Source organism: Allobosea sp. 47.2.35, from assembly GCF_024655635.1.
In the GTDB taxonomy this organism is placed as follows: domain Bacteria; phylum Pseudomonadota; class Alphaproteobacteria; order Rhizobiales; family Beijerinckiaceae; genus Allobosea.
Genome location: NZ_JANLGI010000006.1, coordinates 54,939 through 77,367, shown reverse-complemented (window position 1 = coordinate 77,367; position 22,429 = coordinate 54,939). Strand labels below are relative to the sequence as shown.

The window sequence follows — 22,429 nt, the reverse complement described above, 5'->3', positions numbered from 1 at the left end:
CTCGTTGCTGCGTGTTCAGAGGCGGACCTTGCGGTTCTCGCCGAGATCGGGCTTGGCACCCGTGAGTGCCGCCGCGGCCATCTTGACGCTGGTGACGATCTTGCCGGGGCTGTCCCAGAATTCCGCCATGCTAGGCCGGACGCGCAGCACGCGGATGTTCGGGTCGTTCTCGTCGTCCCAGAAGGCACGGTTGCTGGCGTCCCAGAGGTCATGCACGCGTTGACGGTCATCGAGGACGGTCGCGGTCCCCGTCACCGAGAGGTAGCGCTGGCTGCCGGTATCGGCGAAGGCGACGCAGACATTGTCGTTGACCTGGATCTCGTCGTCCTTGTGGTGGCGACGGTCGGTCAGGAAATAGATCGCGTCCTCCGCACGCTCGCCATGGGCGTGCATCGGGCGGGCCCGCAACTCGTCGCCCTGGCCATCATGGGTCACGAGCATCGCGAACTTGATGGAATCGATGAGATCCCAGACGCGGGTCTGGTCGCTGTGGTGAGGCATGTCGCTCTCCCTGCTGCTGTCGTCAGGTGATGTTGGTCCAACGGGGCGGGGCGCGGCTGGTTCCGTCGCGGGAGCAGTCCATCTGACCGGAACCGAGCAGCGGCTCACGCGTATCAGCAGGATGCGTCGGGACTGCCGGCGCCGGCAGCGAAGCTGCTTTCATGCCCCTGATCCGAGGTTTGCCATGGCCAAGACCGCAACCAAGACCGCGCCGCGCAGTGCACCGAAGAACTCGACCACGGCCAAGGTGGTCAAATCCAGCCGGGTCGACCTGGCTTCGAACACCAAGACCAAGGTTATCGGCATGTTGAATGAGCGCCTCGCCGACGGCATAGACCTTTCGCTCGTCACCAAGCAGGCCCACTGGAACCTGAAGGGGCCGGGCTTCATTGGCATCCACCTGATGCTCGACGGCTTCCGTGACGAGCTCGACACCCATGTCGATACCGTAGCCGAGCGCATCGCCCAGCTCGGCGGCATCGCCTTCGGCACGACGCAGACGACCGCTCAGGCGACTTCGCTGAAGCCCTATCCGACCGAGATCGTCGCCGTGCAGGATCATCTCGCGGCGTTGATCGAGCGCTATGCGGATGCAGCGAACAAGGTACGCGAGGCGATTGACGCCTGCGACGAGGCCGGCGATGCCGATACCGCCGATATCCTGACCGCCTATTCCCGCATGCTCGACAAGTCGCTCTGGTTCCTGCAGTCGAACCTGGCCTGACGCCTGCGCAGGGCGCGGCATGTCATCGAAAACGTTGACGCGCAGCCTTCGCATGGGCTCTTAAGGGCCGAGACCTTTTTGGCCCGTGATTTTTCCGGCCGGGGCAGGTTCCCCGGCCTTTCTGCGTTCGAGCGATGCGATGATGGACAAGACTTTCGAACCGGCCGCCGTCGAGGCCCGGATCAGCAAGGCCTGGGACGAGGCCAAGGCCTTCAAGGCGGGCAGGGGGGCAGCCCCCGGCGCCGAGCCCTATTGCATCGTGATCCCGCCGCCGAACGTCACCGGCTCGCTCCATATGGGCCATGCGCTCAACAACACCCTGCAGGACGTGCTCTGCCGCTTCGAGCGCCTGCGCGGCAAGGACGTGCTCTGGCAGCCCGGCACCGACCATGCCGGCATCGCGACGCAGATGGTCGTCGAGCGCAAGCTCGCCGCCGAGAACCGCACCGACCGCCGCACGATGGGCCGCGAGGCCTTCCTCGCCGAGGTCTGGAAGTGGAAGGAGGAGTCGGGCGGCACGATCGTCAACCAGCTCCGTCGCCTCGGCGCCTCCTGCGACTGGTCGCGCGAGCGCTTCACCATGGACGAGGGCCTCTCGGCCGCCGTCCTCAAGGTCTTCGTCGGCCTGCACAAGCAGGGGCTGGTCTACCGCGCCAAGCGGCTGGTGAACTGGGACCCCAAGTTCCAGACCGCGATCTCGGATCTCGAGGTGCTGCAGCTCGAGAAGACCGGCACGTTCAAGTGGCAGCGCGGCGGCGAGGACGAATTCGACGCGGCCAAGCTCGACAAGGCCTTGAGCCGCGACCCGAACGGCCATCTCTATTATTTCAACTACCCGCTCGAAGGCGTGACCTACGACGCAGACGACGCATCGACCTTCATCACCGTCGCGACGACGCGGCCGGAGACGATGCTGGGCGATACCGGCGTCGCGGTTCACCCGGAGAACGAAAAGATCGGCCATCTGATCGGCCGCAAGGCCGTGCTGCCGCTGGTCGGCCGCGTCATCCCGATCTTCGGCGACGATTATGCCGATCCCGAGAAGGGCACCGGCGCGGTCAAGATCACGCCCGCCCATGACTTCAACGATTTCGAGGTCGGCAAGCGCCATCAGCTCGACGTCGTCAACATCCTCGACGGCGAGGCGCGCATCCTGCTCGCGGGTAACGAGGATTTCCTGGCCGGCGCCAAGCCGGAAGCCGAAACGCTGGCGCTCGACGGCGCCGACCGCTTCGTCGCGCGCCGGCGCGTCGTCGAGATGATGGCCGCGCGCGGCCTGCTCGTGAAGGTCGAGCCGAACACCCATACCGTCCCGCATGGCGACCGCTCGGATGTCGTGATCGAGCCCTGGCTGACCGACCAGTGGTATGTCGACGTCAAGCCGCTGGCACAGCGCTCCATCAAGGCGGTGCAGGACGGACGCACCAAGTTCACGCCCGAGAACTGGACCAAGGTCTATTACGACTGGCTGGAGAATATCGAGCCCTGGTGCGTCTCGCGCCAGCTCTGGTGGGGCCACCAGATTCCGGCCTGGTACGGACCGGACGGCGAGGTCTTCGTCGCCGAGTCGGAGGCCGAGGCGCAGACGCTCGCCATGGCGCATTACGGTGACACCGTCGCGCTGACGCGCGACGAGGACGTGCTCGACACCTGGTTCTCCTCGGCGCTCTGGCCGTTCTCGACCCTGGGCTGGCCCGAGCAGACCGCCGAGCTGAAGCATTATTACCCGACGGCGACGCTGGTCACCGCCTTCGACATCATCTTCTTCTGGGTCGCCCGGATGATGATGATGGGCCTCAACTTCATGGACGAGGTGCCGTTCAGGGACGTCTATATCCACGCCATCGTTCGCGACGAGAAGGGCGCGAAGATGTCGAAGTCGAAGGGCAACGTCATCGATCCGCTGACGCTCGTCGACAAATACGGCGCCGACGCACTGCGCTTCACGCTCAGCGCGATGGCGGCGCAGGGGCGCGACATCAAGCTCAGCACGCAGCGCGTCGAGGGCTATCGCAACTTCGCGACCAAGATCTGGAATGCCGCGCGCTTTGCCGAGCTGAACGGCTGCGCCCGCGCGGAAGGCTTCGATCCCGCCAGCATCAAGCAGCCGCTCAACCGCTGGATCCTCAGCGAGGCGGCTCAAGCCGCCGAGGAGATCGCGGCCGGCATCCCGAGCTTCAGGTTCAACGAGGCGGCCGGCGCGGCCTATCGCTTCGTCTGGAACCAGTTCTGCGACTGGTATCTCGAACTCGCCAAGCCCGTTTTGCAGGGCGAGGGCGTCGACGCAGCGGCCCGTGCCGAGACGCAGGCGACGGTCGCCTATGTCATCGACCTGATCTGCCAGCTGCTGCACCCGTTCATGCCGTTCCTCACCGAGGAGCTCTGGGCGCAGAAGGCCGAGGCCGGCGCGCCGCGCAAGCTCGCGGAGGGCGACGCCTCGCTGGTCTGCCTGACGCGCTGGCCGGACCTCTCGGCGCTCAAGGATGCGGCGGCGGAGGCCGAGATCGGCTTCGTCGTCGACCTGATCTCGGACATTCGCTCCGTGCGCTCGGAAGTGAACGTTCCGGCCGGCACGCAGGCGCCGCTCGTGCTCGTCAACGCCTCTGCTGCGACGCGGGCGACGATCGAGAGCTGGCGCCCGATGATCGAGCGGCTCGCCCGCGTCTCCGATATCGGATTCGAGACGGCGGCGCCGGCCCAGTCGGCCCAGATCATCGTGCGCGGCGAGGTGGCGGCCCTGCCGCTCGCCGGGCTGATCGATCTCGATGCCGAGCGCTCGCGCCTGACCAAGGAGCTGGCCAAGCTCGACCAGGATATCGCGGTCGTCGAGAAGAAGCTCGGCAATCCCGATTTCATGGCGCGTGCGCCGGAAGAAATCGTCGAGGAGAATCGCGATCGCAAGGCGGCGGCCGAGGCCCGCAAGGTCAAGGTCGCGGAGGCTCTGGCGCGCCTTTCATAGGATCGCCGCGCCGTAGTCGTGTTCGAAGGGTAGGGGGAGACCAGCATGTTTCGCCGCGACGCCTTCGGACGCTTCGATCCCGACGATTTCGTCACTGCGCCCGGGACACCCACGCGCCGGTCGCTGCTGCAGGGGCTGGCGGCGTCGGGCCTGCTGCTAGCGAGCGGGCAGGCTCAGGCGCAGCGGCTCTGGGCCAACCCGGTCTTCGCGGCCGATCCGTTCTCGCTCGGCGTCGCCTCGGGCGATCCTGCGGCGGACGGCTTCGTGATCTGGACGAAGCTTGCTCCCACCCCTCTGGCGGAACATGGCGGCATGCCGATGCGGGCCGTCGAGGTTGCATGGGAGGTCGCCGAGGACGAGGCTTTCGCGCGCGTCGTGCAGCGCGGCACCGGGCTGGCACGGCCTGAACTTGGCCACGCCGTCCATGTCGAGGTCGGCGGGCTCCAGCCGGATCGGTTCTATTTCTACCGCTTCACCTGCGGCGGTGTGCGCAGCCAGGCGGGGCGTGGCCGGACCTTTCCGGCGACCGGGGCCGCCGTCGAGCGGATGCGCTTCGGCGTGGTCGGCTGCCAGCGCTATGAGGATGGCTTCTTCACCGCTTTCCGCCATGTTGCGGAGGAGCGCTTCGACTTCGTCTATCACTACGGCGATTACATCTACGAGTACCGCACGATCCGGCCGGGCGACCGCCCGTTGCCTGTCGCGCGGGTGATGCCGGGCGACCCCGACGAGATCTACGCGCTGTCCGACTATCGCCGCCGCTACGCGCTCTACAAGCTCGATCCTGACCTTCAGGCGGCCCATGCCTCGGCGCCGTGGCTGGTTTCGTTCGACGACCACGAGATCGACAACGACTGGGCCGGCTTCGTCTCCGAGGAGACTGGCGTGCCGCCCGAGATCTTCGCGCTGCGCCGGGCGGCCGGGTTCCAAGCCTGGTACGAGCATATGCCGCTGCGGCGAAGCGCGCTGCCGAACGGCCCGGCGATCCAGGCCTATCGCCGCTTCCGTTATGGTGATCTCGCCCAGATCGACGTGCTCGACACGCGTCAGTTCCGCACCGACCAGCCCTGCGGTGGCGGCTGGCAGGCGCGCTGCGCCGATGCGCTGGCGACGGACAAGACGATGCTCGGCCCGGCCCAGGAGGCCTGGCTCAGCGAGGGCTTCCGCCTGCCGCGAGCGCGCTGGAACGTGCTCGCGCAGCAGGTGATGATGATGCGGCGCGACAACGATCCGGAGGCCGGCGGCGTCAGCTACCATATGGACAAGTGGGACGGCGCGGCTGCGGCGCGGCAGCGCCTGTTCGACGGGCTGACTCAGGCGCGGATCGCCAATGCGATCGTCCTGACCGGGGACATCCACCAGAGCTGGGCCGGTGAGCTGAAGGCCAATTTCGACGATCCGAAATCGGCGACGGTCGGCGTTGAATTCATCGCGACCTCGATCACCTCCGGCGGCGACGGAGCGGCGATGACGCGAGCCGGCAGGGTCGGGCTCCAGAAGAACCCGCATATCCGCTATTTCAACAGCCAGCGCGGCTATCTGCGCCACGATGTCGGCAAGGAGCGCTGGCAGGCCGATTACCGCCTGCTCGAGCGTGTCACGCAGGCCGGCGCGAAGGTCACGACCGGCGCGAGTTTCGTCACCGAGGCCGGCAAGCCCGGCCTGGCGCCGGCGTAGGCGATCCCGTCCTGCCCGGTTCCCGCCACGACTCCGTCTTCAAATTGACCTTCGCGCAAGAGAACGCTGGCATTCTCCCACCGAGACGGTTAGATGCGCATCAGGCGCAAGTCTGCCATGCGCCTCGATGCCAGTAACCCAGGACCGGTTGTTTCGTCACGATGCTCAAGCGAGCCTATGACTGGTGCGTTTCGTACGCCTCCCATCCCGCCGCCCCGTGGCTGCTTTTCGGCATCACCTTCATCGAAAGCTCGTTCAGCCCGCTGCCGCCGATTCCGCTGCTGATTCCGATGTGCATCGCCCGGCCGGACCGCGCCTGGTTCTATGCCGGCATCTGCTCGCTCGGCGCCGTGCTCGGCGGCTATCTCGGCTATGCCATCGGCGCGCTGCTCTATGAGTCGGTCGGCGCCTGGCTGATCGGCATCTATGGGCTGCAGGACAAGGCCGCCAGCCTGATCGCGACCTCGCAGGACTACTGGTTCTGGGTGCTCGTCACCAAGGGCCTGACGCCGATCCCGTTCAAGATCGTCACGATCATGTCCGGCTTCCTGCATTTCGACCTGTGGAAGTTCACGATCGGCATGGTCGTGTCGCGGGCGAGCTTCTTCCTGATGATCGCGGTGGCGCTGCGCTTCTACGGCGACGACATTCGCATCTTCATCGAGAAGCACCTGCCGATGACGGCGCTGGCCCTCGTCGCGATCATCGTCGGCGGCTTCTTCGTGCTGCCGCTGGTGCTCTGAGCCACCGCTCTAAGCCGACGCAGCCCTCATCCGAAGCGTCGCCGGAGCCGCTGCCATGCGGCTCCTCGGGGCGAGCGCCCGCATGCGTGCAGCCGCTGAAATCACCGTTACATTACCCTTCCGGCCCAGGTTTTGTGACATCGGCGCAACACCCGAGCGGGATCGGTGCCTGACACCGCCCCGACCGCCCCAATCGCCGCGAAGCCGCCACAAACGAAGCCCAGCAAAACGCTGCGTTAAGTGCCTGAGATATATCGAAATCGGGGGTAACGCGCGGAGCCGGCAGAGGTTCCGGACGTTTTTCGGGTTTTCAGGGGCGCGATTGCTCCCGGCAGGCGCGGCGTGGCACATCTTCGCGCCGTGCTGATCGGGGGAACAGGGCGAGTGGCGATGGACGGGCGTGTGTACGACAAGTCGAGGCTGCCGAGCCGCCATGTGAGCGTCGGCCCGGCCAAGGCCCCGCACCGTTCCTATTATTACGCGATGGGCATGACCGCGAAGCAGATCGCGCAGCCCTTCGTCGGCGTCGCCTCCTGCTGGAACGAGGCCGCCCCCTGCAACATCTCGCTGATGCGCCAGGCCCAGGCCGTGAAGAAGGGCGTCGCCTCCGCCAGCGGCACGCCGCGCGAGTTCTGCACGATCACCGTGACCGACGGCATCGCGATGGGCCACCAGGGCATGAAGTCGTCGCTCGCATCGCGCGAGGTTATCGCCGACTCGGTCGAGCTCACCATGCGTGGCCATTGCTACGATGCGCTGGTCGGCCTTGCCGGCTGCGACAAGTCGCTGCCCGGCATGATGATGGCGATGGTGCGTCTCAACGTGCCCTCGATCTTCATCTATGGCGGCTCGATCCTGCCCGGCAATTTCAAGGGTCGTCCGGTCACCGTCCAGGACGTGTTCGAGGCCGTCGGCAAGCATTCGGTCGGCGCCATGTCGGACGAGGACCTGAAGGAGCTCGAGGAGGTCGCTTGCCCGTCTTCCGGCTCCTGCGGCGCCCAGTTCACCGCCAACACCATGGCGACCGTCGCCGAGGCGATCGGCCTGGCGCTGCCCTATAGCTGCGGCGCGCCGGCCCCCTACGACGTCCGCGACACCTTCTGCTACACCGCCGGCGAGATGGTGATGGAGCTGATTGCCCGGAACATCCGCCCGCGCGACATCGTCACCCGCAAGGCGCTGGAGAATGCCGCGATGGTCGTCGCCGCGACCGGCGGCTCGACCAATGGCGCGCTGCACCTGCCGGCGATCGCGCATGAATGCGGCATCGATTTCGACCTGTTCGAGGTCGCCGAGATCTTCAAGAAGACGCCCTATATCGCCGACCTGAAGCCGGGCGGAAAATACGTCGCCAAGGACATGTTCGAGGTCGGCGGCATCCCGCTGGTGATGAAGAGCCTGCTCGATGCCGGCTATCTGCATGGCGACTGCATGACCGTCACCGGCCGCACCATCGCCGAGAACATGGCCTCGGTGAAATGGAACGACCAGCAGGATGTGGTCTACCGCGCCGACAAGCCGATCACGGTCACCGGCGGCGTCGTCGGCCTGCAGGGCAACCTCGCTCCGGAAGGCGCGATCGTGAAGATCGCCGGCATGCCGGAGGACCAGCTCGTCTTCACCGGCCCGGCGCGCTGCTTCGATCGCGAGGAGGACGCCTTCGAGGCGGTCAAGAACCGGACCTACAATGTCGGCGACGTGCTGGTCATCCGCTACGAGGGCCCCAAGGGCGGCCCCGGCATGCGCGAGATGCTGTCGACCACCGCCGCGCTCTACGGCCAGGGCATGGGCGACAAGGTCGCGCTCATCACCGATGGCCGATTCTCCGGCGCGACGCGGGGCTTCTGCGTCGGCCATGTCGGTCCTGAAGCCGCCGTCGGCGGCCCGATCGGCCTGATCCGCGACGGCGACATCATCGAACTCGACGCCATCACAGGAAAGCTCGCAGTCCGCCTTTCTGATGCCGAACTTGAAGCGCGTCGTAAGGACTGGAAACCACGGAAGACCGACTACAATTCCGGCGCGCTGTGGAAATACGCGCAGACCGTCGGCTCCGCCAAAGGCGGTGCCGTCACCCACCCAGGAGGGGCGGCCGAAACCCATTGCTATGCGGATATCTAGCTCAACCATAGCATGCCTGTTCCTGTTGCTGGGCGGCCATCAGGCCGTCCTGGCTCAGGAGATTTCAGGCACGAAGCTGCTGCCGCCGCGCGCCATTCCGGGCGCGGCGCTGCCGGAGCCGGACGATTCCGTGTCCGGCGGCCGCGGCGCGGCTTCCGTGGCTCCCGGCCCCGATACGCCGACCGCCCACACTGCTCTGCCGCTCGTGCCCTTCACCAGCGCCCGCGACGCGCTCAAGGCCTGGATGCGCGATTCCACCGCCGGCAATAAGGTCGGCGCCGTGCGCGCGCTCGAATATGCGGCCTCGCAGGGCCATCTCACGGCGCAGTACAAGCTCGGCCGGATGTATGCCGGCGGCGAGGGTGTCCCGACCAACGATCTCAAGGCCTTCGAATATTTCTCGAAGATCGCGGACGAGAACGCGGACGCCATGCCCGGAACGGCCGATGCGCGGCTCGTCGGCAGCGCCTTCGTGGCGCTCGGCAACTATTTCTCGGATGGGATCAAGGGCAGCTATGTGAAGCCCAATCCGGACCGGGCCTTCGACATGTTCCACTATGCCGCCTCCTATTTCGGCGACCCGGACGGCCAGTACAATCTCGCCCGCCTCTACATGACCGGGCAGGGCGCCAATCGCGACCCGCGCCAGGCGGCACGCTGGATGAAGCTTGCGGCCGAGAAGGGCCATGCGCCCGCGCGCGCCGCCTTCGGCGAGATGCTGATCCGTGGCGGCGAGGGCGTGCCGCGCCAGCCGGTGCTGGGCCTGATGTGGCTCGCGATGGCGCGCGAGGGTGCCGATCCAGCCCGCGAGGCCTGGATCATCGAGCGGCATGACGTGGCTTTCGCGGCCGCCTCGTCCAGCGACCGCTCGGCGGCTTTGGCCTTGATCGAGCGCCAGCATCTCGGCAGCTCGCGGAGCGGCGCCGCGCCTCAGAACTGAGCTGAGGCGCCGTCATTCTCGGGCGAAGCGAAGCGTAGACCCGAGAATCTCATGACGAGAAGACACTGATTCCAAGATGCTCGGGTCAAGCCCGAGCATGACGGCTTCCTGCTGTCCCTCAGTGCAGATCGATCATCACCGGGACATGGTCCGAGGGCTTGTCCCAGCCACGGACGTGCTTGGCGATCTTCACCCCCGAGAGCCGGTCGGCCGCATGCGGCGAGAGCAGCAGGTGGTCGATGCGGATGCCGTTGTTCCGCTGCCAGGCGCCCGCCTGATAATCCCAGAAGGTGTAAAGCCCCGAGGCGTCGATCGTGCTGCGCAGGGCCTCGGTCAGGCCGAGATTGGTCAGGCCCCGGAAGGCGGAACGCGTCTGCGGCAGGAAGAGCGCATCGCTGACCCAGGCGGCCGGGTCGCGGGCGTCGCGCGGCTCCGGGATGACGTTGTAGTCGCCGGCCAGAACCAAAGGCTCCTCAAGCTCCAGGAGCATCCGGGCATGGGCGGTCAAGCGCTGCATCCAGCCGAGCTTGTAGGGATATTTCTCAGTGTTCGGCGGGTTGCCGTTGGGCAGGTAGATCGAGGCGACGCGCACCACGCCGTCACCGAGCGGCAGCACGCCTTCGAGATAGCGCGCCTGCTCGTCGCCATCGTCGCCCGGCAGGCCGCGGCGGACATCCTCCAGCCGCGAGCGGCTCAGGATCGCGACGCCGTTGAAGGTCTTCTGGCCGTGGGTCTCGACCTGCCAGCCGGCCGCCTCGATCTCGGCGCGCGGGAAATCGGCATCCACGCACTTGATCTCCTGCAGGCAAAGCGCATCGGGCTCCGCCTCCTTCAGGAAGTCGAGGAGGTGGCCGAGGCGCTGCCTGACCGAATTGACGTTCCAGGTGGCGATCCGCACGCGATGCTCCGATTCAGGCTGCCGGCAGGATAAAGCGGGACCGCTGCCGCGATGACAAGCCGTTTCCGGCCGAAACGAAAAACTCCCCGCATCGCTGCGGGGAGTCCTTGTCTGCGATCGCGCTGTCGCCTGCTGTCAGGGGCAGGCGCGGACGACGCCGCCAGAGGCGATGTAGGTCCCGGTCTCCGGGTTGTAGCTGCGGAAGCGGCGCGAGCAGTAGGCCACGGCGTCGGTATCCTCGACGCTGTAGCCATAGGCGCGCGGCACGGCCGGGGCATAGACCACCGGCGGCTCGACATAGACCGGGGCCGGCGGGGGGTAATAGTAGACCGGCGGGGGCGGGGCCGCCAGCGCGCCGGCGGCGAGCGCGCCACCGATGATGCCGGCCGCAATGCCGGCGCCCACGGCCGGGCCACGGCGATAGCCGCCATAGTAGCGCGGGCCGTAGCCATAGCGGCGGTACTGCACGGTCTCGATGAGATCACTGCCGGCCTGCGTCGTCGCAATGGCGGGCGCAGCGGGAGCGAACGGGGCAGCCGATGCAGGCAGGGCGAGTAGGGCGCTGCCGGCAATGGCGGCAGCGACGGCGAGCGTCCTGATCATGACGAAACTCCTCTGCGGTACCAGGCGAGCGGAACTCCGCATGTTCCCCCGTTTGGATTCGAATGTAGCGGTCCGGTGACCACAGGGAAAGCTAGCAGTCAATCCGGGCATAAATGGGCCGTCACGCTCCCGTCGCTTTTGCGCTCGAAAGCAATGCCGAAGTGCTTGCGCGGGCGAAATTTCCTCGCCATCTAGCGTTGCACTGCACACCGCACCTGATCGAAGGACCGAGACCGACCATGGCGCAACCGCGCGACCCGTCCGACCAGCCCGCCGCGCTTGGCCCCCTGCGGCCGCTGCCGGCGATCATCTTCAGCTCGCGCTGGCTGCAGCTGCCGCTCTATATCGGCCTCATCGTGGCGCAGTGCGTCTATGTCTTCCTGTTCCTCAAGGAACTCTGGCACCTCGTCACCCACGCCTTCGACTTCAGCGAGCAGCAGATCATGCTGGTCGTGCTCGGGCTGATCGACGTGGTGATGATCTCGAACCTGCTGATCATGGTGATCGTCGGCGGCTACGAGACTTTCGTCTCGCGCCTGCGGCTGCAGGGGCATCCCGACCAGCCGGAATGGCTGAGCCACGTCAATGCGAGCGTGCTCAAGATCAAGCTCGCCATGGCGATCATCGGCATCTCGTCGATCCACCTGCTCAGGACCTTCATCGAGGCCGGCAATATCGGCATCGCCGGCAAGACCGCGAGCTATACCGAGGCGGGTGTGCTGCTGCAGACGCTGATCCATGTCGTCTTCATCCTCTCCGCCATCGGTATCGCCTGGGTCGACAAGATGACGGCGACGCCCGGCAAGGGGCACTGACCCGGGCGCCGAAACAGAAACGCCCCGCCTGACCGGCGGGGCGTCTTGCGTTCTGGGATGCTGCCTGTGCGGACTACTGGCCGCGCCCGCTGCGGGCGGCGAAGCGGATCGCCTCCTCGGCGGCGCGGAACAGGGCCTTGGCCTTGTTGATGCACTCCTCCTGCTCGGAGGCCGGGTTCGAATCGTAGACGATGCCGGCGCCGGCCTGAACATGCATGCGCCCGTCCTTGACCACGGCCGTGCGCAGCACGATGCAAGTATCCATCTCGCCATTGGCGCCGAAATAGCCGATGCAGCCGGCATAGGCGCCGCGCGCATCGCGCTCCAGCTCGTCGATGATCTCCATCGCCCGGACCTTGGGGGCGCCCGAGACCGTACCGGCCGGGAAGCCGGCGATCAGCGCGCCCAGCGAATCGTGCTTGGGGTCGATCCTGCCCTCGACATTCGAGACGATGTGCATGACCTGGCTGTAGCGCTCGATGAAGAACGAATCGGTGACCTTCACCGTGCCGATCTCAGCGACGCGGCCGACATCGTTGCGCCCGAGATCGAGCAGCATCAGGTGCTCGGCGCGTTCCTTCGGGTCAGCCAGCAGCTCCTCGGCCAGGGCATTGTCCTCGGCCTCGGTCGCGCCGCGCCGCCGCGTGCCGGCGATCGGCCGGATCGTGACGGTGTCGTCGCGCAGACGGACCAGGATCTCGGGGCTCGAGCAGACGATCTGGAAGTCGCCGAAATCGAGATAGCAGAGGAACGGCGCCGGATTGACCCGCCGCAGCGCCCGGTAGAGCGCGAAGGGCGGCAGGGCGAAAGGCGCCTCGAAGCGCTGCGACAGCACGACCTGGAAGATGTCGCCGGCGCGGATGTATTCCTTCGCCTTGTCGACCATCTCCAGATAGTCGGCCTCGCTGGTGTTCGAGGTGGTCGCGGGGACCGGCAGGTTGGCGATGTCGATATCGGCCTCGGCGGGGAGGGCGCCTTCCAGCGCCCGCACCACGGCCTCCAGCCGCTCCTGCGCCCGCTCATAAGCATGGCGCGCGCCGACGCCCGGCATGTGCCGGACCGGCGTCACGACATGGATCTCGTCGCGCACGGCGTCGAAGACCACCATCAGCGTCGGCCGCGTCAGGATGGCGTCGGGCACGCCGGTGCCGGTCTCCTTCGGCTCGGGCAAGCGCTCCATCAGGCGCACCATGTCGTAGCCGAGATAGCCGAAGACGCCGGACGCCATCGGCGGCAGCCCTTCCGCCTCCGGAATGGCGCTCTCCTCGAGCAGGGCGCGCAGGCTCTCGAAGGCCGGGCGCGGATCGTCGAGGAAACTCTCGCCCAGAGCCGTGCGGCAGAGCGAGGCCTGGCCGTGATGGCAGCGCCAGATCAGGTCCGGCTCCAGCCCGATCATCGAGTAGCGGCCGCGCACGGCGCCGCCCTCGACCGATTCGAGCAGGAAGGCCGGGCCGGCCGTGGCATGGCGCAGCTTCAGGAAGGCGGCGACCGGTGTCTCGCAATCGCCGACCAGCACCTGCCGCAGCAATTGCGGAGCACCGGTCTCGTAGGTCTGCGCGAAGTGCTCGAACTCCTGGAGCGGCTGCATCGTCAGTTCTGTGCCCCGCCGGTCGCGTTGCGGAAGGCGGCCTCGTTGATGCTGACGCCGAGCTCGGCCTGCCGCTTGGCGACATATTGCAGCATGATGTCCTCGCTGACACTGGACGAGAGCAGCCGCTCGAAATTGCCGGCCTCCTGGGTCGTGCGGACGTAAGGCGCGACGGTGGCCGAATCGACCTTGAACAGGATGCGTCCGCCATCCGGCGTGGCGGCGGAACCGCTCTTGCCCACGGCGATGCCGAAGACCTGCGCGATGACCGTGCCCGGCAGCTCGGGGCGCTGGTCCTGCCGGCCGAGATCGGCGGCGGTCTCGATCGTGAGGTTGGTCGAGGCCGCGACCGCGTCGAAGTTCTCGCCCTTGTCGAGGCGCTCGATGAGCTCGCGCGCCTTGGCCGAAAGCCGCGTGGCCGATTCGTCGGCGCGCCATTGCTTCTCGACCTCGGCCTTGACCTCGTCGAAAGCGCGCTCGCGCGCCGGGTCGATCTTGGTCACGTCGAACCAGACATAGCCGGCGTTGCGGGGGAGGCGGATCGCCTCGTTATCGACACCGATATCGGAGCGGAAGATCGCCTGCAGCGTCGGGTCGCCGCCGGGGAGCGCCTCTTCGCGCGAGCCGTCCGGCCTGCCGAGGCCGGCATTCATCGGGCCGGCCGTGCGCAGCGTGAGGTTGAGCTCCTTGGCGATCTCGGCGAGCGGCCGGGCCGAGGCGCGCTGGTCCTCGATCTTGTCGTGGAGATCGGTGACCTGGGCAGCGGCGCGGCTGGTGGCCAGCTCCTGCTTCACCTCGACGATAACCTCCTCGAGCGGGCGCACATGCGCGCCTTCGACCTTGGTCACTCGCAGCAGCACCGTGCCGAAAGCGCCCTTGACCGGCGCGGTGACGCCGCCCTCCTCGATCGCGAAGACCGCATCGCGCACGGCGGGATCGATCATCTGGTCGCGGGTGAAGGTGCCGAGCGTCAGGTCGTTGAAGGCGACGTTCCGCTCGGTCGCGATCTCGTCGAAGGTCTCGCCGCCATCGATCTTGGCCTTGGCGGCCTGCGCTTCCTCTTCGCTGGGGAAGGGGATTTGCTGGACGGTGCGGGTCTCGACGGCGGTGAAGCGCTGGGCCTTCGTCGCCTCGTAACGCGCCTTGGCCTCGTCATCGGTGATCTTGGCGGGATCTGCCAGCGTCTCGGCGGTGATCGCGAGGATGTTGGCCGTGCGGAATTCCGGCGCGCGGAAGGCCGCCTTGCGGTCGTTGAAGAAGCTCTTGAGCTGGTCCTCGGTCGGGGCCGCGATCTCGCCGGCGGCACTCGCCGGCATCCGGGCGAAGGTGATCGCGCGCTTCTCGTTGCGCAGGCGATTGCCGACCTCCTGCAGGGCGAGCGGGGCGGAGAGGCCGCCGACGACCATCTCCGAGAGCTGCTGGCGCAGGATGGTCGAACGCTGGAGCGCGACATAGCTCTGCTCGGTGTAGCCGTTCGAGCGCAGCAATTCGTTGAAGCGGGCCGAGGAGAACTGGCCGGAGGCGTCGCGGAAGACCTGGTCGTCGAAGATCAGGTTGCGGATGGTCTCGTCGGAGACCGCGAGCCGCATGCCCTGCGCCGTCTGGTCGAGCGTCGCCTCGGTGAGCAGGCGCGACAGCACCTGCCGGTCGAGGCCGAGCGCGCGCGCCATCTCCGGCGAGATCTGCCGGCGCTGCTGGCGGATCAGGTTCTGGATCTCGTTCTGATAGGCGGTGCGCATCTGCTCGAGGCCGATCTCGGTCTTGCCGACCTTGGCCACCTCGTTGCGGCCATAGCCGCGGAAGATGTCGCCCACGCCCCAGATGGCGAAGGAGATGATGAGGAAGCTGAACATGATGGCGATCACGATCTTCCCGAAGAGACCCTGACCCGCCTTGCGGATGCCCTGCATCATCATCGAAGCCGTCTTTCCCTGAACCTGTCGTGGCGCGAAAACGGGCCCGCGCGCGTATTTGTCGGCGCTGCTTATAGGAACCGGCGGCGAAAGCCGCAATCGCCGTCACGGTCACGATGCCGCTTCGCACGCGATTGCGGCGCCGGCCGGGCGTTGCTAGAGCCGTGGATCAGGATTTCAGGAGGATCGACGTGACGCGCAGCATCAAGCCGCTGGTGGCCGGCAACTGGAAGATGAACGGGCTCAAGGCCGACCTCGCCGTCGCGGCGGAGGTTGCAAAGGGCTACGACGCCGCGCTGAAGCCGGCCGTCGATCTCGCGATCTGCCCGCCCTCCAGCCTGCTTTTCGCTGCGACTGCCGCGCTGATCGGCTCGCGCATCGCGACCGGCGGTCAGGATTGCAGCACGCAAGGCTCCGGCGCCTTCACCGGCGAGGTCTCGGCCGCGATGCTGGCTGACGCTGGCGCCAGCTTCTGCATCGTCGGCCATTCCGAGCGCCGCACGCTCCATGGCGAGAGCAATGCCACGGTAAAGGCCAAGGCTGAAGCCGCGCAGAAGGCGCTGCTGGTGCCGATCGTCTGCGTCGGCGAGACCAAGGACGAGCGCGAGGCCGGCAAGGCGCTCGCCGTCGTCAAGAAGCAATTGCGCGGCTCGGTGCCGGACGGCGCGACGGCTGCCACGCTCGTCGTGGCCTATGAGCCGGTCTGGGCGATCGGCACGGGGCTCACGCCGACGGCGGCCGATGTCGCCGAGATGCATGAGGCGATCCGCGCCGAACTCGGCCGCCTGCTCGGCAAGCAGGCTGCTGCCGGCGTGCGCCTGCTCTATGGCGGTTCGGTCAAGCCCTCGAACGCCACCGAGTTGATGAATGTTGCGCATGTCGACGGCGCGCTCGTCGGCGGCGCCAGCCTCAAGGCCGAGGAATTCCTGGCGATCGCCCGGGCCTGCGCCGGCTGAACATCCCGTCGTGAATAGGCCGGCGCGCAGGGGTGGCGCTGCCGGCCCACGCATGTTATGTGCCGCGCCGAATTCGCCTCGATCTTCGAGGAGGAGCGGGTGGCCCTTGGCGGCGGCCCGCGCCATGCCCATTTTCGTGAGACCATGCAGAACGTTCTCATCGTCATCCACCTGATCATCGTCGTCGCGCTCGTCGGCGTCGTGCTGTTGCAGCGCTCCGAAGGCGGTGGCCTCGGCATGGGCTCCGGTGGCGGGGGCGGCGTCGGTGGCTTCATGACCGGCCGCGGCCAGGCCAACGCCCTGACGCGGGCGACGGCGATCCTCGCCGGCCTGTTCTTCCTGACCTCGATCGTGCTCGCGGTGATGGCCAATACGGGCCGCACGCAGCGCTCGATCATCGACGGCGCGCCTGCGACCTCGGCCCCGGCGACGCCGGGGGCTCCGGCCGGCCCGAGCGCCCCGAATGCCGGCGGCGTGCTCGACCAGCTGCGCCAGATGCAGAACCAGAATCAGGGCGGCGCACAGCCGCCGACGCCGCCAGCGGCGCCGCAGCAGTAACAAGGGCAGGGCCGGGAAACCGGCCCTTCTCTTTTGATATGGGAGAGGCCGGGCGACCGGCCTTCTCTTTTGTGGACAAGCGCGCAGGGCAAAGCGGGACTGCTCAGAACGCGCTTAGCGAATCGAACCCGTGGCGATAGAGGTGACCTCCCATGACGCGGTATGTTTTCATCACCGGCGGCGTGGTGTCCTCGCTTGGCAAAGGCCTGGCGGCGGCGGCTCTCGCAGCCCTTCTCCAGGCGCGCGGCCATACGGTCCGCCTGCGCAAGCTCGACCCCTACCTGAACGTCGATCCGGGCACGATGAGCCCGTATCAGCACGGTGAGGTCTTCGTCACCGACGACGGCGCCGAGACCGATCTCGACCTCGGCCATTACGAGCGCTTCACCGGCCGGCCCTGCAACAAGGGCGACAACATCACGACCGGCCGCATCTACATGGACATCCTGACCAAGGAGCGCCGGGGCGACTATCTCGGCGCGACCATCCAGGTCGTCCCGCATGTCACCAATGCCATCAAGGACTTCATCCTCACCGGCAACGAAGGCTATGACTTCACGCTGGTCGAGATCGGCGGCACGGTCGGCGACATCGAGAGCCTGCCCTTCCTCGAAGCCATCCGCCAGACCAACCAGCAGCTCCCGCGCGGCCAGTGCATCTTCGTGCACCTGACGCTGCTGCCCTATATCCCGACCGCCGGCGAATTGAAGACCAAGCCGACCCAGCATTCGGTCGCGGAGCTGCGCTCGATCGGCATCCAGCCCGACATCCTGCTCTGCCGCACCGACCGCGAGATCCCGCGCGAGGAGCGCCGCAAGCTCGCGCTGTTCTGCAATGTCCGCGAGACCGCGGTCATCGAGGCCCGCGATGTCGCCTCGATCTATGACGTGCCGCTCTCCTACCATGCCGAGGGGCTCGACACCGAGGTGCTCGCCGCCTTCGGGATGGATGCCAAGCCGGAGCCCGACGTCACCGGCTGGAAGCGCATCTCCGACCGGGTGAAGAATCCCGAGGGCGAGGTCACCATCGCCGTCGTCGGCAAGTATACCGGCATGAAGGACGCCTATAAGTCCCTCATCGAGGCGCTGACCCATGGCGGCATCGCCAATAATGTGAAGGTCAATCTCGACTGGATCGAGTCGGAGGTCTTCGAGAAGGAGGATCCGGCGCCCTTCCTCGAGCATGTCCACGGCATCCTCGTGCCCGGCGGCTTCGGCCATCGCGGCGCCGAGGGCAAGATCAAGGCGGCGACCTTCGCGCGCAACCGCAAGGTGCCCTATTTCGGCATCTGCTTCGGCATGCAGATGGCGGTGATCGAGGCGGCGCGTTCGCTCGCCGGCATCGAGAACGCCAATTCGACCGAGTTCGGCCCGACCGAGGAACCCGTCGTCGGCCTGATGACCGAGTGGATGCGCGGCAACGAACTGGAAGAGCGCGCGGCCGGCGGCAATCTCGGTGGCACGATGCGGCTCGGCGCCTATGCCTCGACGCTGGCGGCCGGCTCAAAGATCGCCGAGATCTACGGCTCGACCGAAATCTCCGAGCGCCATCGTCACCGCTACGAGGTGAACATGGGCTATCGCGAGCAGCTGGAGGCCAAGGGCCTGCGCTTCGCCGGCCTCTCGCCCGACGGCCTGCTGCCCGAGACGGTCGAATATCCCGACCATCCCTGGTTCATCGGCGTGCAGTACCATCCTGAGCTGAAGTCGCGCCCCTTCGAGCCGCACCCGCTCTTCGCCAGCTTCATCGAGGCGGCGAAGGCCCAGAGCCGTCTGGTCTGATCAGGGATCTGCGAGCCGCACCGTCGCCCAGGGCAGGCGATGCTGCTCGAATACCGCCTTGCCGGGCCCGGGAAAATCCGGGTCGGCGAAGGCGCCGATCGCGACCGCCACCATCTCCGGCTTCCGCGACGGCTCCCAGAACACCGTGCTGCCGCAAGCCGGGCAGAAATGGTGCAGCACGCGATGGCCGCTATCGGCCGGCCGCTCGTAATCGTTGAACTGCCCCGACACGGCGACGTCGCCGCGCGCGAAGAAGGCTGCCACGCCATAGGCGCTGCCCGTCCGCCTCTGGCAGTCCCGGCAATGGCAGAGCGAGACGCTGGCGGGCTCGCCGGAGCAGGCAATGCGCAATTGTCCGCAGGCGCAGTGGGCTTCCCGGGTCGTCATGCGGCGCATCCTCCTTTTAGATGACGGCTTGCGCCGTTTTCTTGCTAGTCTGACTATGTGGCATCGTTGACTGAGAGTCTTCGCATCGGCACGGGGGCAGGGCGCATGACGATCTCAATGGCGGGCCTGCCCGCGTTCCTTCTCTATTTCACCGTCGGCGTCCTGTTGATCGCGGCCTTTGCCGCGGTCTATCTGCGGCTGACCGCGCATGACGAGATCGCCCTGATCCGGAACGGCAACCTCTCGGCCGCGATCGCCTTCGGCGGCAATCTCGTCGGCTTTGCCGTGCCGCTGGAAAAGGCGATCTCCCAGGCCAGCAGCATTCCCGACTGCGTGCTCTGGGCGGTGGCGGCGATGCTCATCCAGTTCGCCGCCTATGGGCTCGCGCGGGTCGCGATTCCCGAACTCTCGCGCAAGATCGAGGAAGACCGGCTGCCGGCCGCCGCGATGCTGGCGGTGATCGCGGTGATCTCGGGCACGCTGGCCGCGGCCAGCATGACGGCGTGAGGCGGGCATGAAGCGCTCCTCGCAGATCGGGCTTGCGGCCGCCGGCGTCCTCCTCGTCGCCACCGTCTGGTCGATGACGGGCGAGGACCCGCAGGAGAACCTCGTCTATAACAGCCTGAGCGATTGCCGGTCGGCCGGGCAGGTCTCGGCCTCGCAATGCGAGACGGCCTTCTCGGAAGCGAGCGCCGCGCGGCTCAAGGACGCGCCGAAATTCCAGAGCCAGTCCGCGTGCGAGGCTCAATACGGCGCCAATGGCTGCGGCTCCGCCAGCATCGGCGGCGCGCAATACTTCATCCCGGCACTGGCCGGCTTCATGCTGGCGCGCGGCCTGTCCGGTGGAGCGGCGCAGGCGCAGCCCCTGATGCCGCCGACCACCTCGGCCTGCCCGCCGGGCTCGACGCAGCCCGAATGCCAGCAGGCGCGCTCGTCTTCGTCCAGTTCGTCGGGCGGCTCCTATGGCGGCAGCGGCAGCCGCTCGCGCGCCTATTCCACCACGAGCGGGCGCAGCGTCACCGCGGCTTTCGCGGCCGGCGCCCGCGTCGGCAGCACGGCTGCGACCAGCACGGCTTCGCGCGGCGGCTTCGGCTCGATCGCGCGCTCCTTCTCCTCGCATTCCTCGTCCTGAGATGCGCCGCGTCACGCTTCCGCCCCGCGCGGACTGGGTCGAGCAGGTCGAGCGCCTGGGCTTCGCCTTCCACACGATCGACGGCGAAACCTATTGGGACGAGAGCGCGGCCATCGCCTTCACGCTGGAGGAGATCGAGCGCGATATCGAGGGGCCGACCGAGGCGATCGAGCAGCTCTGCTTCGCCTTCATCGAGAAGGCGCTCGATCATGACGAGATCCTGACCAAGCTCGCGATTCCCGCAGAGCACTGGGATTATATCCGGGCGAGCTGGCAGCGCGGCGAGCGCAATCTCTACGGCCGGCTCGACCTCGCCTATGACGGGCGCGGACCGGCGAAGCTGCTGGAATACAACGCCGATACCCCGACCGCCCTGTTCGAATCGAGCGTCGTGCAATGGGACTGGCTGGAGCAGGCGATGGCGCGCGGCGCGATCCCGCGCGGGAGCGACCAGTTCAACTCGCTGCACGAGCGCCTGATCGCGGCTTTCGCCGGCCTGCGCGAGCCTTCGCCCTATCGCCTGCACCTGACCTGCGTGCAAGGCAGCCCCGAGGACAAGGGTACGGTCGATTACCTCACCGATTGCGCGGTGCAGGCCGGGCTCGACGCGCGCTTCACCTATATCGAGGAGCTTGGGCTGCTCACCGACGGACGCTTCTGCGACGGCGCCAACCAGCCGATCGAGACCCTGTTCAAGCTCTATCCCTGGGAGTGGATGTTCCGCGAGAGCTACGGCAGCGCGCTCGCCGGCTCGGGCTGCCAGTTCGTCGAGCCGCCCTGGAAGGCGATCCTCTCCAACAAGGGCCTGCTTGCCTGCCTCTGGGAGATGGAGCCCGGCCATCCCAACCTGCTGCCGGCCTTCTTCGAGGGCGATCCGCGCTGCGCGACGCTCTCGGCCCGGCATGTGCGCAAGCCGCTCTATTCGCGCGAAGGCGCCAATGTCACGCTCATGGAACGCGGCCGCGTGCTCGACAGCGATGACGGTCCCTATGGCGCCGAGGGCCATGTCCTGCAGGACGCCGCGACCAACCTGTTCTCGGCGGACGGCAAATACGCGGTGCTCGGCTCCTGGCTCGTCGCCTCGCAGGCCTGCGGGCTATGCGTCCGCGAGGATGCCTCGCCGATCACCAAGAACACCTCGCGTTTCCTGCCGCACTATATCGAGCCCTGATCGCGGCGCGGCATGACCGCGCCCTGATCTGTGCTAGCCTTGGACTCCGATACGCCTGTCGACGGAGCCTGCCATGCCTGCAAACGCCTCAACGCCCCGTGGTCTCGACCATCTCGTCATCGGCGTCCGCGATCTCGACGCCGCCTGGCATTTCTACGAGAAGCTCGGCTTCCGCGTCGGCGCCCGTAATCGCCATCCCTGGGGCACTGAGAACCGGATCGTGCAGTTTCCAGGTTCCTTCCTGGAGCTGGTGACGATCGCCGACGATGCCGCGATCCCGCCGCATGGCGAGCGCCGCTTCTCGTTCGGCGCCTTCGTGCGCGAGGCACTGGCCGGGCAGGGCGAGGGGCTCTCGATGGTGGTGCTGGAGAGCACCGACGCCAAGGCCGATGCCGCCGCCTTCAAGGCGCAGGGCATCGGTGATTTCGAGCCGTTCTTCTTCGAGCGCCGGGCTCGGCGGCCTGATGGCAGCGATGTCCGTGTCGCATTCGAGCTGGCCTTCGCCGCCGATTCGCGTGCGCCGGAATGCGGCTTCTTCGTCTGCCAGCAATTCGAGCCGCAGAATTTCTGGAATCCGGAATTCCAGCATCATCCGAACGGCGCCACCGCTCTCTCCGCCGTCGTGATGCTGGCGGAGGAGCCGGCCTTCCACCGCGCCTTCCTCTCGGCTTTCAGCGGTGGCGCCGAGGTGCTGGAGGGCAATGAGGATTACGTGCTCGCCCTGCCGCGTGGGCGCATCGACGTGCTCGATCCCGAAGCCGCGCAGGGCGCCTATCATGTCGAGCCGGATACGACGCCGGCCCGCTTCCTCGGATTCTGCATCTCGGTGCCCGATCTCGAGGCCGTGGCGGAGCGCCTGACCGAGAATGAAGTGTCGTTCCAGCGCGGCGAGGAGCGGCTCTTCGTGCCGGCCGAGGAAGCCTTCGGCTGCATGGTGGCGTTCGAGCAGGGGTGAGGGGTGG

At 67.2% G+C, this 22,429-nt stretch carries 20 protein-coding genes; 14 read left to right on the top strand and 6 right to left on the bottom strand.

Features of this window, described 5'->3' with window-relative positions; translation table 11 throughout:
- Nucleotides 1-15 precede the first annotated feature (15 nt).
- The gene (locus tag NUV79_RS09785) at nucleotides 16-501 is read right to left on the bottom strand and encodes a pyridoxamine 5'-phosphate oxidase family protein (protein ID WP_257732889.1); all 486 of its coding nucleotides are present in this window, start codon (nucleotides 499-501) and stop codon (nucleotides 16-18) included.
- A 184-nt stretch (nucleotides 502-685) separates the two neighbouring features.
- On the opposite strand from NUV79_RS09785, the gene dps reads away from it, so the two are divergent.
- From dps to NUV79_RS09755, 6 genes are all read left to right on the top strand, one after another.
- Nucleotides 686-1,225: a DNA starvation/stationary phase protection protein Dps gene (dps, locus tag NUV79_RS09780; RefSeq protein ID WP_257732888.1), complete on the top strand. Its 540-nt coding sequence runs from the start codon at nucleotides 686-688 to the stop codon at nucleotides 1,223-1,225.
- Nucleotides 1,226-1,364: 139 nt separating this feature from the next.
- A complete protein-coding gene (locus NUV79_RS09775) occupies nucleotides 1,365-4,184 on the top strand; it encodes a valine--tRNA ligase (RefSeq protein ID WP_257732887.1) in 2,820 nt (939 codons plus the stop codon).
- A 45-nt stretch (nucleotides 4,185-4,229) separates the two neighbouring features.
- Nucleotides 4,230-5,861 carry an alkaline phosphatase D family protein gene (locus NUV79_RS09770; protein ID WP_257732886.1) on the top strand — a complete coding sequence of 544 codons (1,632 nt, stop codon included), beginning with the start codon at nucleotides 4,230-4,232 and terminating at the stop codon, nucleotides 5,859-5,861.
- Between the two features lie 161 nt (nucleotides 5,862-6,022).
- A complete protein-coding gene (locus NUV79_RS09765; protein ID WP_257732885.1) occupies nucleotides 6,023-6,604 on the top strand; it encodes a YqaA family protein in 582 nt (193 codons plus the stop codon).
- A 390-nt stretch (nucleotides 6,605-6,994) separates the two neighbouring features.
- Nucleotides 6,995-8,725 (top strand): dihydroxy-acid dehydratase, encoded by a 1,731-nt coding sequence (gene ilvD / locus NUV79_RS09760; RefSeq protein WP_257733043.1) that lies wholly within the window; start codon nucleotides 6,995-6,997, stop codon nucleotides 8,723-8,725.
- A 25-nt stretch (nucleotides 8,726-8,750) separates the two neighbouring features.
- A complete protein-coding gene (locus NUV79_RS09755) occupies nucleotides 8,751-9,665 on the top strand; it encodes a tetratricopeptide repeat protein (protein ID WP_374679103.1) in 915 nt (304 codons plus the stop codon).
- A 118-nt stretch (nucleotides 9,666-9,783) separates the two neighbouring features.
- Here the strand turns inward: NUV79_RS09755 and xth are convergent, their stop codons facing one another.
- Both xth and NUV79_RS09745 read right to left on the bottom strand, forming a co-directional pair.
- Nucleotides 9,784-10,563 carry an exodeoxyribonuclease III gene (xth, locus tag NUV79_RS09750; RefSeq protein WP_257732884.1) on the bottom strand — a complete coding sequence of 260 codons (780 nt, stop codon included), beginning with the start codon at nucleotides 10,561-10,563 and terminating at the stop codon, nucleotides 9,784-9,786.
- 135 nt (nucleotides 10,564-10,698) lie between these two features.
- Entirely contained in the window at nucleotides 10,699-11,166 is a 468-nt protein-coding gene (locus tag NUV79_RS09745; protein ID WP_257732883.1) for a BA14K family protein, read from the bottom strand.
- A 239-nt stretch (nucleotides 11,167-11,405) separates the two neighbouring features.
- Between NUV79_RS09745 and NUV79_RS09740 the strand changes: the two genes are divergently transcribed.
- A complete protein-coding gene (locus tag NUV79_RS09740) occupies nucleotides 11,406-11,981 on the top strand; it encodes a TIGR00645 family protein (protein WP_257732882.1) in 576 nt (191 codons plus the stop codon).
- Between the two features lie 73 nt (nucleotides 11,982-12,054).
- Here NUV79_RS09740 and trpE read toward each other — a convergent pair whose 3' ends face one another.
- The gene (gene trpE / locus NUV79_RS09735) at nucleotides 12,055-13,569 is read right to left on the bottom strand and encodes an anthranilate synthase component I (protein WP_257732881.1); all 1,515 of its coding nucleotides are present in this window, start codon (nucleotides 13,567-13,569) and stop codon (nucleotides 12,055-12,057) included.
- A 2-nt stretch (nucleotides 13,570-13,571) separates the two neighbouring features.
- Complete coding sequence (locus NUV79_RS09730; RefSeq protein WP_257732880.1) at nucleotides 13,572-15,485, bottom strand: peptidylprolyl isomerase; 1,914 nt, start codon at nucleotides 15,483-15,485, stop codon at nucleotides 13,572-13,574.
- A gap of 188 nt (nucleotides 15,486-15,673) precedes the next feature.
- On the opposite strand from NUV79_RS09730, the gene tpiA reads away from it, so the two are divergent.
- The 3 genes from tpiA to NUV79_RS09715 all read left to right on the top strand — a co-directional run bounded on the left by tpiA (nucleotide 15,674) and on the right by NUV79_RS09715 (nucleotide 18,777).
- Complete coding sequence (gene tpiA, locus NUV79_RS09725) at nucleotides 15,674-16,438, top strand: triose-phosphate isomerase (protein ID WP_257732879.1); 765 nt, start codon at nucleotides 15,674-15,676, stop codon at nucleotides 16,436-16,438.
- 144 nt (nucleotides 16,439-16,582) lie between these two features.
- Nucleotides 16,583-16,996, top strand: a complete 414-nt coding sequence (gene secG, locus NUV79_RS09720) for a preprotein translocase subunit SecG (RefSeq protein ID WP_257733041.1) — start codon at nucleotides 16,583-16,585, stop codon at nucleotides 16,994-16,996.
- Nucleotides 16,997-17,148: 152 nt separating this feature from the next.
- Nucleotides 17,149-18,777: a CTP synthase gene (locus NUV79_RS09715; RefSeq protein WP_257732878.1), complete on the top strand. Its 1,629-nt coding sequence runs from the start codon at nucleotides 17,149-17,151 to the stop codon at nucleotides 18,775-18,777.
- Here the strand turns inward: NUV79_RS09715 and NUV79_RS09710 are convergent, their stop codons facing one another.
- Nucleotides 18,778-19,164, bottom strand: coding sequence for a GFA family protein (locus NUV79_RS09710; RefSeq protein ID WP_257732877.1), 387 nt, complete (start codon nucleotides 19,162-19,164; stop codon nucleotides 18,778-18,780).
- Nucleotides 19,165-19,269: 105 nt separating this feature from the next.
- On the opposite strand from NUV79_RS09710, the gene NUV79_RS09705 reads away from it, so the two are divergent.
- From NUV79_RS09705 to NUV79_RS09690, 4 genes are all read left to right on the top strand, one after another.
- On the top strand, nucleotides 19,270-19,671 hold the full coding sequence (locus tag NUV79_RS09705; protein WP_257732876.1) for a DUF350 domain-containing protein: 402 nt from the start codon (nucleotides 19,270-19,272) through the stop codon (nucleotides 19,669-19,671).
- Nucleotides 19,672-19,678: 7 nt separating this feature from the next.
- The gene (locus NUV79_RS09700) at nucleotides 19,679-20,296 is read left to right on the top strand and encodes a DUF1190 domain-containing protein (RefSeq protein ID WP_257732875.1); all 618 of its coding nucleotides are present in this window, start codon (nucleotides 19,679-19,681) and stop codon (nucleotides 20,294-20,296) included.
- 1 nt (nucleotide 20,297) lies between these two features.
- Nucleotides 20,298-21,467 (top strand): glutathionylspermidine synthase family protein, encoded by a 1,170-nt coding sequence (locus NUV79_RS09695; RefSeq protein ID WP_257732874.1) that lies wholly within the window; start codon nucleotides 20,298-20,300, stop codon nucleotides 21,465-21,467.
- 73 nt (nucleotides 21,468-21,540) lie between these two features.
- Nucleotides 21,541-22,422 carry a VOC family protein gene (locus tag NUV79_RS09690; RefSeq protein ID WP_257732873.1) on the top strand — a complete coding sequence of 294 codons (882 nt, stop codon included), beginning with the start codon at nucleotides 21,541-21,543 and terminating at the stop codon, nucleotides 22,420-22,422.
- Nucleotides 22,423-22,429 lie beyond the last annotated feature (7 nt).